The organism is Mesorhizobium sp. (assembly GCF_005063415.1).
Classification (GTDB): Bacteria; Pseudomonadota; Alphaproteobacteria; order Rhizobiales; family Rhizobiaceae; genus Mesorhizobium.
In genome coordinates this window covers 1-14,168 of the sequence record NZ_SUEG01000133.1, presented here as the reverse complement: position 1 = coordinate 14,168, position 14,168 = coordinate 1, and the positions used below count along the sequence as shown (strand labels likewise).

Here is a 14,168-nt window from a genome sequence, read left to right as displayed (position 1 = left end):
CCAGAAGGCCGCTTCGACCGACTGAGATTCCGCAGATCCATGAGCAGGCCCCGACGGCTCTAAATTTGTGCTCCGGAAAAATGATGCAGCGCGATGGCTGACGCGGCGGCGACGTTCAGGCTGTCGAAGCCTTGCGCCATGCCGATCCGCAGCGTCTGCAGGCGGGCAAGCAGGCTTTCCGGCAGGCCTTCGCCCTCGGTGCCGAGATAGAGCGCCAGCCGCTCGTTTCTCTTGGCATCGCGAATGTCGATCTGCCCGCGCGGCGACAAGGCGAATTGGCTGAAGCTTTGCCGGTCGAGCATTGCGGTGCAGCCGGCAGTATCGGCAAAGCAGGCGAAGGGGACCTTCAAGGCCGCGCCGACCGAGACGCGGATAGCCTTGCGGTACAGCGGATCGCAGCAGGTCGGATCGAGAAGCACGGCATCCGCGCCAAAGGCGGCGGCATTGCGGAAGATGGAACCCATATTGTCATGATTGGCGATGCCGACCAGCACCACGATCAGCGCGCGGGCGGGCAATGCGCCAAGCAAGGCCTCAGCGGAGATGGCCGCGCCCTTGCGGCCGATCGCCAATATGCCGCGATGCATGTAGAATCCGGCGATCCTGTCCATGATTTCGCCGGATGCGACATAGATCGGAAGCCCGGCAGGCGCCTTGCGCAGGACGTCATCGAGGCCGGCCAGCCGGTTTTCGAGTACCAGCACCGATTCTGCCTCGAAGCGCCGAGCGGCAAGCAGCGTGTCGAGCACCACCTTGCCTTCGGCGACGAAACGGCCTTGCCGGCCGGCAAGATCTCGCTCCCGGATGTCGAGATAGGCGGCGACGCGGGGATCCTGCGGGTCGTCTATGCGGATCGGATTCATGGCTTCCTCGGCGGACCATGGCGTCGGCCGCGAATCGGGATTCGGTTTCGGAAGGCATGATGCCGGATCCGAAGCTCAGACCGTATCTTAGCGTCCAAATGGATGCACGTCGTTCGAACGGTCAAGCCCAATCAGGTGGATGCCGGGCTCAGATTGGGCCTGCCTGCCTCTTAGCGACAGGGAAATCTTAATTCCCGCGGCACGGCTCGTCGGCCAAGCCGTTTCAATGCAGAATTTTCGATAGTGCGAAGGAACCGCATGGGGCCATGCCGCGTCATAGAAGCGGGCTCCTGCTGCGGTCCTGGGAGGACATCGATGATCAGGCTCCTCCTCGTCTTTGCCGCCACGCTTGCCCTCGCATGCGGCGTGGCTCGCGCGGCCAAGCTCGATCCAGCCACCGTCAATCAGGCCCAATTCACTATCGGCGATCCGAAGGGTGTCGATCCGACGCTGCTGAAGGCGCAGATCCTTCTGGATCGCGCCCGTTTCTCGCCGGGCCTGATCGACGGTCGCCTTTCCCAAAACTTCGCCAAGGCCGTCGCCGCGTTTCAGGCGGCAAACGGACTTCCGCCCGACGGCAAGCTCAGTCCACAAACCTGGAGCAAACTCATCGCAACCTCCGCCAAGCCGGTGCTGGTGACCTATGAGGTCATGCGCAAGGATGTGCGCGGACCTTTCACCAGGCGTATTCCGGCTCGCTTGGAGAGGATGGCCCGCTTGCGGCGGCTCGGCTACCGCAATGCGGTGGAGAGATTGGCCGAGCGCTTCCACGTCAGCGAACAATTGCTGCGAATGCTCAACCCGGGCACCAGCCTCAGGAAACCAGGCAGGACCTTGGTGGTGCCTGATGTCGGCAGGGGCGACCCTCCCGCCGGCGTTGACGCCATCGAGGTTGACAAGGGCGCTCGCCTGGTCCGTGTGCTCGACCGTGCCGGCAAATGGCTGGCGGTCTACCCCGCCTCGATTGGGAGCGAGGAGAAGCCGGCGCCAAGCGGCATGGCAGAGGTCAGGCGCGTGGTGCACAAGCCTACCTATCACTACGATCCGGACTTCGCTTTCAAGGGGGTCAAGACCAAGCGGCCCTTCACCATCGCTGCCGGGCCGAACAATCCCGTGGGATCGGTCTGGATCGATCTCTCCATCGAAAGCTACGGCATTCACGGCACGCCGGAACCGGGCAAGATCGGCACGACCTTTTCGCATGGCTGCATCCGTTTGACCAATTGGGATGCCGAAGACCTTGCCTCCATGGTGCAGCCGGGCACCAAGGTCGAGTTCAAGGACGAGATGGCGCAGGCCGCGGACGAGCGCGTTCAGTAGCAAGGCTGACTTGGCAGCAAGGCGGAGTTGGCAGCAAAGCGGATTGGCGGGAGCATCTCCCTCCGGCCGCTCAGGTCCCCGCGCGACGCAGCCGGTGAGCCATCTGCGACAGTTCACCTTCGCCGAAAATGCCGTCCAGCATGTGCAGCAATTCGCGCACCGCCTCGGACTTACAGGAATAATATATCATCTGCCGATCGCGGCGGGTCTCGACAAGGTCGGAAGCCCTGAGCTTGGCCAGATGCTGTGACAGGGCGGATTGGCTGAGCGACACTTTCTCGGCTATGGCGCCGACCGACATTTCGCCCTCGGCCAGATAGCTCATGATCAACAAACGTTTTTCGTTGCCCATCAGCGTCAGAAACGCAGCCGCGGTTCCGGCGTTGGCGACTAGCTTGTTCGAGACCATAGATCCCCCATACGTTCTTGCTCATCCGCCGCTATGGGGGCAATAGCGTCGAATTCCATAGACTTTCCCTATAGATGCACGCCAGCGATTCAGCGTCACTCGCAAAGGTAGAACATTTCGCTCAAATCTCAAGGCTTGCTTTCCATGCAAGCCGATTAACTGTGCGGCTGTGATTAATTTGCCGATCGGGCAGCCTTTGCCATGTCGACCAGGACAGGCCTGAGCTCGCGTGCCGCCCTCAGCGGCTCGGGGAAGAAAACCCGACAGACATTGTCGCCCGATATGAGATCCATCCCGTCGGCGTCGAACCCGGTGACGATCCAGCCGTCACTCTCGGCCCCGCCGAAATGACTTGCGTAGAGGGCAATCGCATCGAGATGGTCGGCGTTCATGTGGTCGAGTGCCGATTGCTCGCCGGCGGCAAGCTCTTCGACGATCGCTCCCGTCGCGACCAGATCGGTGCGGTCGAGCAGATAGGCCTTGCCGAAGCCGCCGTTCAGGCTGGCGCGCTCCGGTTCGAGCCGGAAGATCGAGAAGTCGCCGAGCCCGGCATAGAGCTTCGCCTTGGGATTGCGGTTGAGGTAGCGCCGCTCGGCGCGGGCGTGTTCGTTCGATCCGCGTTCGAGCCGCGCGGCGCGGCAGACGAGCGTCAATCGCGGATGCGCCAGCGGATCGCCCTTGCCGGGTTCGCCGACGAGCAACGAGCAGCGCGGGTCGGCAAGGATAGCGCCGGTATGGGCGGACAGCATCGAGACCAGGATCAATGGCGTGCCGTCGATGTCGGTGGCGACGCCAACCCGGCTGGCCAGCGGCGAACCGGTTCCTGGTTCGAGCACCGCCAGCGCGCCGAAACGGGCGCTGCGGATCAGCGTCTTTGCCAGCCTGATCGCCTCGGCGTCGGTCGCGCGGATCACGTCTTTCCTGGGTTCGTCCAAAGCACCACCGTCGCTTTTATTTCGGCGCCATGCGGATGGCGCCATCGAGGCGAATGGTCTCGCCGTTGAGCATCTGGTTCTCAATGATGTGCAGGGCAAGTGCCGCGTATTCCGAAGGCTCGCCCAAACGGGAAGGGAAGGGCACCGCGGCGCCGAGCGAATCCTGCACCTCCTGCGGCATGCCGGCCATCATCGGCGTCCTGAAGATGCCGGGCGCGATGGTGCAGACGCGAATGCCGGAGCGGGCGAGATCGCGCGCCACCGGCAGCGTCATGCCGACGACGCCGGCCTTGGACGCGGAATAGGCCGCCTGGCCGATCTGGCCGTCATAGGCCGCGACCGATGCGGTGTTGACGATGACGCCGCGCTCACCGCCCTGCAGTGGCTCGAGCGTGGCGGTTCGGTCGGCGACCAGGCGGATCATGTTGAAGGTGCCGATCAGATTGACCTCGATCACCTTGCGGTATTGATCGAGCGGATGCGGTCCGTCCTTGCCGATCGTCTTCATGCCGATAACGATGCCGGCGCAATTGACCAGGATGCGGACCTCGCCGAGCGTCTCTGCCACTTCCGCGACTGCGGCGGCACCGCTCCCGGCGTCGCTCACATCGCATCGGACGGCGATTCCGCCGATGGCGGCCGCCACCTTGGCCGCACGCTCGATACCGAGATCGAGGACGGCAACCCTGGCGCCGCCGGCGGCAAGAGCGCGCGCCGTAGCCTCGCCAAGGCCGGAGCCGCCACCAGTGACGATCGCAATCTGGCCGTTCGGGTTCATCTCGACGTCCTCCTCCGTGCCCAGACTAATGCTGCGAAGCCACCGTGCAACAGCGCCGGCATGGTCACGCCATCGCGGCGATGTGCTCGGCAATCCTTGCCTGGTCGGCGTGGGAAACCTCGCCCACCAGCCTTGCCACCGTGCCCGGCACGATCTCGTGCGCCAAAAGCCGGTCGGGATCGACCGGACGCGGCATCGAGATATGCCCGCGCGCCAGCCTCTTGAAGCCGAGCGGGCCGTAATAGGGTTCGTCGCCGACCAGCATCACGGCCGGTGCGCCGGCCTTGGCAGCGGCTTCCAGCGCGATTGCCACCAGCCGGCGGCCGATGCCGAGGTTTTTGAAGGCCGGCCGCACGGCGAGCGGCCCGAGCATCAGCGCGCGGCCGGCACCGGCGGCGATGCGCGTCATCCGTACCGAGGCGACGACGATTGCGCCATCGACGGCCACGAAGGACAAAGCGCGTTCGTGCGGGCCACCTTGGCGGATCTTGTAGGCGGCAAGCACGAAACGGCCCGGCCCGAACGCCTCGTCGTTGATGGCTTCGATTTCAGGATCATGCGCCGGAGTTTCCGGCAGGTATTTCACGTCAGCAAGGCTCATGGTCTTTGCGTTCCGGTATACGAGGAAAGGTTTGCTGCAAGCGGCAGCGTTCGCCAGTCAGCGCTTCATCAAGCGCGGGCGCTCTTTCGTCGTCGGTCGAACCGGATCGCGGCAAAGTCGAACATGCGGATTGTCCGCTAGCACCAATTTTCAGCCGCCGCAATCGGCCGGCGCAATCGACGACGCAGCCGTTGACGATCTGTTCAGCGTCGGTGATTTCCGCGGCGCCGCTTGGTGCCCTACATCAGGTTGGAACGCGAAAGGATATTTCATGGGATTGCTAGTCGAAGGCCAATGGCAGGACCGCTGGTACGATACCGGGGAGAGCGGCGGCAAATTCGTGCGGGCGCAATCGCAGTGGCGCGACTGGGTGACCCGCGACGGCGCGCCGGCCGAAGGGCGAAAACGCGGCTTCAAGGCCGAGCCCGGCCGCTATCACCTCTATGTCTCGCTCGCCTGCCCGTGGGCGCATCGGACGCTGATCTTTCGCGTGCTCAAGAAACTCGAGGACGTGATTTCCATCTCGGTCGTCCATCATTTCATGGGCGCCGACGGCTGGACGTTCCTGGCCGAGGACGGCGCCACCGGCGACACGCTCTACGGCCTCGATTTCCTGCACCAGATCTACACCAGGGCCGATCCCGGCTATTCGGGCCGGGTCACCGTTCCCGTGCTGTGGGACAAACGCGAGCAGACCATCGTTTCAAACGAATCCTCCGAGATCATCCGGATGCTCAATTCGGCCTTCGACGAATGGGGTGATGCAAAGCTCGATTTCTATCCGCAGCCGTTGCGCGGCGAGATCGATGCGGTCAATGCGCTGGTCTATCCCGCGGTCAACAATGGCGTTTACCGTGCCGGCTTCGCCACCACGCAGGCAGCCTACGAGGAGGCGTTCGGCGAATTGTTCTCGACGCTCGACATGCTGGAGGACCGCCTGTCAAAGCAGCGCTATCTCGTCGGCGGCCGCATCACCGAGGCGGACTGCCGGCTGTTCACGACACTGGTCCGCTTCGACCCGGTCTATGTCGGCCATTTCAAGTGCAATCTGCGCCGCATCGCCGACTATCCGAACCTGTCGAATTACCTGCGCGACCTCTACCAGGTGCCGGGCGTCGCCGGCACGGTGAATTTGCACCACATCAAGTCGCATTATTACGGCAGCCACGAGACGATCAACCCGACGCGCATCGTGCCGGTCGGGCCAGAGCTCGACTATTCCGCGCCGCATGACCGGGCGCGATTCAGGAAGGCTGCGTGAGACCGGCGACCTAGCGGAAGGTTTCGGAGTCCATCTTTGCCCTTCTAACGAGTTCAGCTTTCAATATGGTATTTCCAAATCGATTGGAGTAGCCGAGCGACGTTGCCAAGAACGCCACGATGCCGCCGATCATGACGGTCTGGACCGACATCTGGAGCGGGATTGCGCGTAATGATCCCGACAGCAGAATCAGAGCCATTCCCAAAACCATTTCTATCAGGGTTGAGAAGCCGACCATTTTCCAGAATTCAGCGCGAGTAAAAAGGCGGGCACGTCGCTTTAAAAAAAAGAAATATGTCCCGAATGCGGCAACAAATTGTATTACGAATTGGATGCCTCTTCCAATTCTTTCTAACCTGGATGGATCTACCCCAAGCATCACCGTCAACACTAATGCTGTTGAAAACAATATTATTACATAAATTCCAGTAAAAAGTAAGATATATAGTACAATTCTAAATCTATCGTTTTGTTTATGTTCCATTTTTCCCAACCGATTAGTTATACCTGTCTTGGAGAGCAATGGATGCTGTCATCCTGAATCGAAGCAGCAAGGCTGTTGGAGAGGTGGTCTACCAGTAAGGCGATACCGGATTCCCCTTAAAAACCTCGGCAATCCGCCGCAGCGTCGCCGGCGTCGTTCCCTCGGGCAAGCGGTCGAGCGGGAAGAATCCGGCTTCGGCGATCTCGCGGTCGGGCAGCTTAGGGCTTGGCTGATCGAACTCTTCGACCAGATACAGGCCGACATGGTCGCGGCGGCTGGCGCGGCGGTTGAAATGCAGCGATTTCAGCACCGGCGGTCCGGTCAGCGCGATGTTGCCTTCCTCGAACAGTTCGCGTGCCAGCGCCTCGATCATCGTCTCGCCCGGTTCGACGCCACCGCCCGGAAGCTGCCAGCCCGGAACATAGGTGTGGCGGATGAGGAAGACGGAATTGGAGGCTCGGTCGTGGATCAAGCCGCGCACGCCGAGCGTCATCGGCCGCCGCAGCACGAAGTACAGGTGAAACAGCCTCGCCCTGAAGCCCGGCCATCCGGTCTGGCGCAGGGCTTGCTCCGGATCTGGCGTCGTCATCGTCCGCGAAACCGTGAGTGGAAAGCGGGGCCCGCCTCGCCTATGAAGAAAAGATGTTCAGGCTCGCGCATATTTCCGATGTCCATCTGGGGCCGCTTCCCGATGTAACCTATCGCGATCTCGCCTCCAAGCGCGTGGTCGGTTATGTCAACTGGCAGCGCAACCGCCGCCGCCACATGCACGACGCCGTCATCGACACGATCGTCGCCGACATGAAGGCCAACGGGCCGGACCATCTCGCCATCACCGGCGACCTGGTCAATCTGGCGCTCGACGGTGAGATCGAGATGGCCAAGCACTGGCTGGAGACGCTGGGCTCGCCCAACGACGTGTCGGTGGTGCCGGGAAATCATGATGCCTATGTGCCGGGCGCCTTCGACAAGACCTGCCGGTCCTGGGCAGCGTGGATGACCGGCGACGGCGTCAATACGCCAGTCGACCGTAACACTTTTCCCTATCTGCGGGTACGCGGCGATGTTGCGTTGATCGGCGTCTCGACGGCGCGCGCCACGGCTCCGTTCATGGCCAACGGCTTCTTTCTGGAAGGCCAGGCGGAACAGCTGCGCGACATGCTCGATGCCACAGGCAAGCGCGGCATGTTCCGGGTGATCATGATCCACCACCCGCCGGTGCGCGGCGCCGTTTCGCAGAACAAGCGGCTGTTCGGCATCTCGCGCTTCCACAAGGTTCTTCACCGGCACGGCGCCGAGCTTGTGCTGCACGGCCATTCGCATGTGCCGTCGCTCTTCTTCATCGGCGCCCGCAAGACCAAAATCCCGGTGGTCGGGGTCGCCGCCGCCGGGCAGGCCCCCGGCAGTTCGCATGCGCCGGCGCAATACAATCTGCTCGACATCGATGGTGAAAAGGACAATTGGCGGATCAGGCTGACCCGCCGCGGCCTGACCGGGCCGGCATTGCCGCCCAGCGATCTGCAGACGCTGGAGCTTGGCGTCGAGGCCGAGGCGTCGATGGCTAGAGCAATTCCAGGAAAAGTATGAAAACGGTTTTCCGTCCGGAATTGCGCCAAAACAAAGAGATAGAGCGGTTTCCGCGTTGCCGTGAAACGCTGAACGGCTCTAGAAGCTGATTTTCATCGCGACGATGCGGTCCCAGAACAGCACGAGCGAAATCGCCAGGCCGACCAGGGCGCCGGCGGCGATCAGGCCGAGGCCCGAGAAGAACGCCGACCAGCCATTGCTGCGCGCAGCGATCTGCAGCGGCGGCTCGGCCTCCGCCACCAGGGCGCGTTTCAGGCCGGCGACGGCCTGCTCGATGCCGCCTTCCATCATTCTCTGGCGTTCGACGACGCGCTCGGCGACATAGCGCGTCACCTGGTCGGCAACGACCTCCATGTCGGTCGACTCAGCGAGGACGACGCGACCGATGCGCGTGTCCTTGAGAAAGCGATAGGTGCGACGGTCGCGTCCCATGGCGACATGGCTGACGGCGTCGATCCACAGCCGTGGCTGCAGGCCGGACGAGACGGCGAAGTCGAAACTGTCCATGTCGGTGGGCACGTCGGCGAAGACCGGCGCGAGTTCGGCGGCAAGCAGATCGAGCCGCATGCGATGCGCTTCGCGCATGTCGACGACGACGTCATCGCGGTCGGCGAAGGCGTTCTTGACGTCGCGAATGGCATCGGACAGTTTTCGCGACTGATCGATCTGGGTGATGTTCTCGCCTGCGTCGTTCATCGGCGTGGCCTCGCGGGGTTTGGTTAACACCGAATTAACACAGCCGCCGGCAAAATGCACTTGCGAGATCGAGGGCCGGGCAAGGGTTCGCTGGAGGAGCACCAGCGGCGCCGCCGTGCCTGCGCGAGACCCGATCAGCTCGCCGCCGCGGCGATTCCCGGGCGAAGCCGCCTGCTGCGGCGCCGCATGTTGCGACGGACGGCCTCGACGATCAGGCCGGGCGCTTCCTCGACCAGCATATGGCCGGCTTCCAGCACGTGGTGCAGATGAAAATGCTTCGGCACGCCGTCCGCCTGGCTGACGGGCAGCATCGCGTCGTCGGTTCCCCAAACAACCATCACCGGCATGTTCAGCGTTTCGAGCCGCTCGCTCGGGATGACACCTTGCCGATCATCCCTGGTCATTGCGGCTGCGAGCTCGACAAGTGTCCGCAATTGGCCGGGACGCTGCCGCATCCCGTTGAGAAGATCGATCCTATGCAGCAGGGGCTGGCTTTGCGGTCCCGACATGGCGGCTAGACAGGCGCGAATTTCGTCGGTGCCGGCAGCCGCGGCGTAGCGGCGCAGCAGCGGGCCATTGATCTCAGGACCAAGACCGCCCGGTGCCAGCAGCGTCAGCGACGCCATTCTTTCGGGCTCGCTCAATGCCATCAGGGCGGCTACGGCGCCGCCCATCGAATGGCCGACGAGATGGGCCCGCTTTATTCCGCGAGCGGAAAGATCCGCAAGGACGGCACTGGCTGCGACCCTGGCCGGACCGCCGCGCGGAAAATCGAGCGACAGCCCATGTCCCGGCAGATCATAGGCCAACGTCCGCGCGCCGAGTGCCAGGGACGCGGCCACGTCGCGCCAGTCGTCGTGACAGCCGCCGAAACCATGCAGGAAGGCAATCGTTGTCGGGCCGGTGCCCCGTTCGGCAGCGTAAAGGGATGGGGTCATGCAAACTTTGTGGCTTGGTGCCGGGATCAGTCAGGATGCCGGGGGCGGTCTATGCGAGGATCAGTCTTTGCGGGAGGTCAGACTTGTGCGGAGATCAGTCTTACGCGGGATCAGGCCTATGTGGGGATCAGATTGGCCGGTTCAAACTGTGTCTGAATTGCGCTTTGGCCGTGCGGATGGCCAGTAAAATTTTTGCGATCACCTGATGTCGTTCACGCGCCGGGAGACGTCAGCTGGCGCCGCCAAGGCCGGCGGCGCGCAGGGCCTCCACCAGCCGGTTGGTCAGATCGGCGGGATATCTTCGCTCGACGAAGGTTGCGCGCGGATCGGCTGCGAATTTCGGGAATTTGGCGGTCAGTTCCTGCAGCAGCCTGCTCGCCAGCTTCTCGCGGCCGGCAGCCTTGGCGCCGATCAGCCGCGCCGCCAGATAATGCGATTTCATTTCCGTCGTTCGCAAGCCGTCGCTGGCAAGCGTGGCCTTGTTCATGTCGCCCATCATGAACTCTCCGGCGAACAGCCCGTAATCCCACCATGTCGGATGGGCGCTGGCGATGTCCACGGCGTGAGCAAGGATCGGGGTGCCCTCGCTGTACCTGCTGGCGAAAACCAACCCGTAGCCATAGGCGGCGGCCATTGCGAGATCGTAGGGATTGAGCTCATAGGCCTTGCGCATCCAGCGGATCGATTCCGCGGAATCGCCCATGCGCGAATTGAGATAACCAAGGGCGCGGTGCGCATAGGGGCTGGTCGGGCCCATCTGGATGGCGCGATGGGCAAACGTCATCGCTTTGTCGATCGTCGCGTCGGCGGGGTAGGGATAGTGGTCGGTGACCGCTTCGAGATGCAAGGACGCGAGTTCCGAATAGACGAGCGACGACTTGGCCTCCCGGTTGGCAAGATCTTCGAGGCAGCGGTAGGCGGCTTCGTGCGTCTGGGCGTTCTGGTCGAGATAATATTTGCCGTTGAGCACCAGACACGCCGTCAGCCCGGTCTGGATGCCGCTCTGCTCGATGTAGTTGTAGATCGTGCCCGAGGCGGGAAGAGCCGAGCTCAAAATGCCGGAGATTTGGTCCTCGATGGCGATGTTCGCGCTGTCGCCGGCGGTCAGGTTGCGTGACAGCAGCACGCGGCCGGTCGCCACGCTCTGCAGCTCGAGCATAATGTCGCCGCTGCGCGGCCCGGGCAGGACATCGAACACGAAGCTGGCGGCGTCGGTAAGTGGATCGGGCGGGCTGTCGGCATCACGGCCGATGAAGTTGATGGTATCGAAGCCGCTAAGGCCGGCGCGCAGCGATGCGGCGACACGGCGAGCCACGTCGCTGTCGGCCTTGATGGCGATGTAGACCTGGGGGAGGGTTTCAACCGGAGGCGCTGCTATGCTGCCGGTCGCCACCGCGGTCTCGACCGCCGTGTCGCCGCCGGTCAGCAATACCACGCTGCCCTGGCGAAGGATCAGCACACCCAGCATGAGGATGACCAGCGCGATCGCCAGCCAGAAGAACTGCAAATGGCGCTGCAGCGAAGGTGCAGCAGGGGCCACGGCTGGAACGCTCAGCAATGCAGCCGGATGTGCCCGGTTGCGGGTATCCTGTGGCGATCCGGGCGGGGCGGTCGCCGCCGCCTCCTCTGTCGCCGGCTGCGGCTTGCCCTCTGCCTCGGCCTCCGCCGGCAAGCGAATGGCGTTGAGTTCGTAGGATGGAACATAGCCTCCGCGCGGAATAGCGATGCGGACCGGTTCGGCAACGCCCTCGTTGGCGAAATACTGCTGTAGCAGGTCGCGCAGCCTGCCGGCCTGCACCCGCACCACCGCATCGGTCGACGGATCGAAATCGCCGTCCTTGCCGAAGACGTCCATCGCTATGGAGAAGCCCTTGAGCCTATCGGCTTCGCCTGCCTGCTCGCGCTCGACCAGGTAGCGGAGCAGCTTGCGCGCGCGCTCGGATCGTCCGAACGTTTCGCTGGCAAGCAGTCGCTCCAACGTTTCGCGCACTGCGGGGGCGGCAGGCGTGGTATGCTGCAAGTGTCGATCCCTTCGAATTCGGCACAGGTTGAGGTACGATCATATAGCGCTGGCGCCGCCATACAAGCATCTGCTTATGGTGCGATAGCGTACCCACCGGATAAATATCCGGTGGGCTGATGGCGCGAGCCCGGTAGTCTCGGCTAGCCGTCCTTTCGGCCGACGATGCGGTTGGCGGCCGAAACCACGGCTTCGAGCGAGGCGGCGACGATGTTGGTGTTGATGCCGGCGCCGAACAGCTTGCCGCCCGGATGTTCCATCTCGACATAGGAAATGGCCGAGGCATTCGAGCCGCGCTGCATGGAATGCTCGGAATAATCGAGCACCGACATCGGCACCCCGACATGGCGCGACAGCGCATCGACGAAGCCGTCGATCGGGCCGGTGCCAGTGCCTGATATGGTCACCTCCTTGCCTTTGTCGAGGATCACCGCTTCAACCACGCGCCGGCCCTTGACCTCGGTGTCGGGGTAGGTGTGGTGGTCGAGGAATTTCAGCCGCGCGCCGGGCTGGTCGACATAGGTGTCGAGAAAGCGCTCGTAGATGCGCCTGGCCGGCACCTCCTTGCCTTCGGCGTCGGTGATCGCCTGGATTGCCTGGCTGAACTCGATCTGCAGGTTGCGCGGCAGGTTGAGGCCGTAATCCGCGTGCAGCACATAGGCGATGCCGCCCTTGCCGGACTGCGAGTTGATGCGGATGATGGCTTCGTAGCTACGGCCGACATCGGCCGGGTCGATCGGCAGATAGGGTACCTCCCAGTGCGGCGTGTTGGCCTTGCGCAGCGCCTTCATACCCTTGTTGATGGCGTCCTGGTGCGAGCCGGAAAAGGCGGTGTAGACCAGCTCGCCGACATAGGGATGGCGCTCGGGGATCTTCAGCTGGTTGGAGTATTCGTAGACATCCTTCATGCGGTTGATGTCGGAGCAATCGAGCCCGGGATCGACGCCTTGCGTGTACATGTTGAGTGCCAGCGTGACGATGTCGACATTGCCGGTGCGCTCGCCATTGCCGAACAGCGTGCCTTCGACGCGGTCGGCGCCCGCCATCAGGCCGAGTTCGGTGGTGGCGATGCCGGTGCCGCGGTCATTGTGCGGATGCAGCGAGATCAACAGGTTCTCGCGATTGTCGAGATTGCGGCACATCCACTCGATGCGGTCGGCATAGATGTTGGGCGTCGACATCTCGACCGTGGAGGGCAGGTTGATGATCAGCTTGTTTTCCGCCGTCGGCTTGACGATCTCGGTGACGGCGTTGCAGATCTCCAGCGCCACTTCGAGCTCGGTGCCGGTAAAGCTCTCCGGCGAATATTCGAAACGGTAGCCGCCGCCGGCCTTGGCCGCCATGTCGGTGATCATCTTGGCCGCATCGGTGGCGATGCGCTTGATCCCGGCGACGTCCTTCTCGAAGACGACGCGGCGCTGCAGCTCGCTGGTCGAGTTGTAGAAATGGACGATCGGGTTGGTGGCGCCCTTCAGAGCCTCGAAAGTGCGGGTGATCAGTTCCGGCCGGCACTGCACCAGCACCTGCAGCGAGACATCGGCAGGCACGTTGCCCTGTTCGATGCACCAGCGGGCAAAATCGAAATCGGTCTGCGAGGCTGACGGAAAGCCGATCTCGATCTCCTTGAAGCCCATGTCGAGCAGCAGGGCGAACATGCGCGCCTTGCGCTCCTGGCCCATCGGATCGATCAGCGCCTGGTTGCCGTCGCGCAGGTCGACCGAGCACCAGATCGGCGCCTTGTCGATCACTTTAGAAGGCCAGGTGCGATCGGCAAGACCGACGGTCGGATAGGGCTGGTACTTGCGGGCGGCGTCCGGCATGCCCCTCGCGGGCTTGGCGGTTTCCTCTACATTCAGACGGATATCTTCTCGTGCGTTCATCGTCGTTTCTCCCGGCGGCTCGTGGATCCGGCTTCAGGCGGATTGGTGGCGAGCGGCGCCTTTACCAGAATTTCGTTCGCTTGATGTGACGTGCCAATTTTGTAACTGGCCAAGGAGCGTGCGCGTGAGCGGCGAATTCGACCGCCGGGCGCTCCTTCAGCGAACCCGGCGATCGCCGATAAGGCCGCGAAGCAGCAGGGTGGAGGCGAGCGCGCGGACGGTCTGGCCGGCAATGCCGGTCGGACGGGACGCAAAAGAGGTGGCGCGCGGGCTCATGGCGGATTTCATACAGGAGCGGGCAAAGCGAGGCAAGTGGGAGCATATTCGGAGTAGGCACCGGCGGCGACACCGCAGATCTCCCCCCTTGCGGGGGAGATGGCCGGCAGGCCAGAGGGG

The 14,168-nt window shown here is 63.1% G+C and carries 14 protein-coding genes; 3 read left to right on the top strand and 11 right to left on the bottom strand.

Features of this window, described 5'->3' with window-relative positions; translation table 11 throughout:
• Window positions 1-59: 59 nt before the first annotated feature.
• On the bottom strand, window positions 60-863 hold the full coding sequence (locus E5W70_RS25470) for an RNA methyltransferase (RefSeq protein ID WP_292663675.1): 804 nt from the start codon (window positions 861-863) through the stop codon (window positions 60-62).
• A 315-nt stretch (window positions 864-1,178) separates the two neighbouring features.
• Here E5W70_RS25470 and E5W70_RS25465 point away from each other — a divergent pair, with 315 nt between their 5' ends.
• On the top strand, window positions 1,179-2,183 hold the full coding sequence (locus E5W70_RS25465; RefSeq protein ID WP_292663673.1) for a L,D-transpeptidase family protein: 1,005 nt from the start codon (window positions 1,179-1,181) through the stop codon (window positions 2,181-2,183).
• 70 nt (window positions 2,184-2,253) lie between these two features.
• On the opposite strand, the gene E5W70_RS25460 is transcribed toward E5W70_RS25465, so the two are convergent.
• From E5W70_RS25460 to E5W70_RS25445, 4 genes are all read right to left on the bottom strand, one after another.
• Window positions 2,254-2,592 (bottom strand): metalloregulator ArsR/SmtB family transcription factor, encoded by a 339-nt coding sequence (locus tag E5W70_RS25460; protein ID WP_292663671.1) that lies wholly within the window; start codon window positions 2,590-2,592, stop codon window positions 2,254-2,256.
• A 173-nt stretch (window positions 2,593-2,765) separates the two neighbouring features.
• Window positions 2,766-3,572 carry a HugZ family protein gene (locus E5W70_RS25455; RefSeq protein WP_292663669.1) on the bottom strand — a complete coding sequence of 269 codons (807 nt, stop codon included), beginning with the start codon at window positions 3,570-3,572 and terminating at the stop codon, window positions 2,766-2,768.
• Window positions 3,544-4,305: a 3-hydroxyacyl-CoA dehydrogenase gene (locus E5W70_RS25450; protein ID WP_292663667.1), complete on the bottom strand. Its 762-nt coding sequence runs from the start codon at window positions 4,303-4,305 to the stop codon at window positions 3,544-3,546. The genes E5W70_RS25455 and E5W70_RS25450 overlap by 29 nt, the downstream gene beginning before the upstream one ends.
• A gap of 64 nt (window positions 4,306-4,369) precedes the next feature.
• Window positions 4,370-4,906, bottom strand: a complete 537-nt coding sequence (locus E5W70_RS25445) for an N-acetyltransferase (RefSeq protein ID WP_292663665.1) — start codon at window positions 4,904-4,906, stop codon at window positions 4,370-4,372.
• A gap of 271 nt (window positions 4,907-5,177) precedes the next feature.
• Here E5W70_RS25445 and E5W70_RS25440 point away from each other — a divergent pair, with 271 nt between their 5' ends.
• Complete coding sequence (locus E5W70_RS25440) at window positions 5,178-6,167, top strand: glutathione S-transferase family protein (RefSeq protein ID WP_292663663.1); 990 nt, start codon at window positions 5,178-5,180, stop codon at window positions 6,165-6,167.
• Between the two features lie 10 nt (window positions 6,168-6,177).
• Here the strand turns inward: E5W70_RS25440 and E5W70_RS33200 are convergent, their stop codons facing one another.
• Together E5W70_RS33200 and E5W70_RS25430 are read right to left on the bottom strand one after the other, a co-directional pair.
• Window positions 6,178-6,651: an ABZJ_00895 family protein gene (locus tag E5W70_RS33200; protein ID WP_366509749.1), complete on the bottom strand. Its 474-nt coding sequence runs from the start codon at window positions 6,649-6,651 to the stop codon at window positions 6,178-6,180.
• Between the two features lie 88 nt (window positions 6,652-6,739).
• On the bottom strand, window positions 6,740-7,240 hold the full coding sequence (locus E5W70_RS25430) for an NUDIX domain-containing protein (RefSeq protein ID WP_292663659.1): 501 nt from the start codon (window positions 7,238-7,240) through the stop codon (window positions 6,740-6,742).
• A gap of 53 nt (window positions 7,241-7,293) precedes the next feature.
• On the opposite strand from E5W70_RS25430, the gene E5W70_RS25425 reads away from it, so the two are divergent.
• Window positions 7,294-8,238, top strand: a complete 945-nt coding sequence (locus E5W70_RS25425; RefSeq protein ID WP_292663677.1) for a metallophosphoesterase — start codon at window positions 7,294-7,296, stop codon at window positions 8,236-8,238.
• A gap of 78 nt (window positions 8,239-8,316) precedes the next feature.
• On the opposite strand, the gene E5W70_RS25420 is transcribed toward E5W70_RS25425, so the two are convergent.
• The 4 genes from E5W70_RS25420 to leuA all read right to left on the bottom strand — a co-directional run bounded on the left by E5W70_RS25420 (window position 8,317) and on the right by leuA (window position 13,772).
• A complete protein-coding gene (locus tag E5W70_RS25420) occupies window positions 8,317-8,934 on the bottom strand; it encodes a hypothetical protein (RefSeq protein WP_292663657.1) in 618 nt (205 codons plus the stop codon).
• A gap of 134 nt (window positions 8,935-9,068) precedes the next feature.
• Complete coding sequence (locus E5W70_RS25415) at window positions 9,069-9,872, bottom strand: alpha/beta fold hydrolase (protein ID WP_292663653.1); 804 nt, start codon at window positions 9,870-9,872, stop codon at window positions 9,069-9,071.
• Window positions 9,873-10,101: 229 nt separating this feature from the next.
• Window positions 10,102-11,892, bottom strand: a complete 1,791-nt coding sequence (locus tag E5W70_RS25410) for a hypothetical protein (RefSeq protein ID WP_292663651.1) — start codon at window positions 11,890-11,892, stop codon at window positions 10,102-10,104.
• Between the two features lie 143 nt (window positions 11,893-12,035).
• On the bottom strand, window positions 12,036-13,772 hold the full coding sequence (leuA, locus tag E5W70_RS25405; protein ID WP_292663649.1) for a 2-isopropylmalate synthase: 1,737 nt from the start codon (window positions 13,770-13,772) through the stop codon (window positions 12,036-12,038).
• Between the last annotated feature and the right edge of the window lie 396 nt (window positions 13,773-14,168).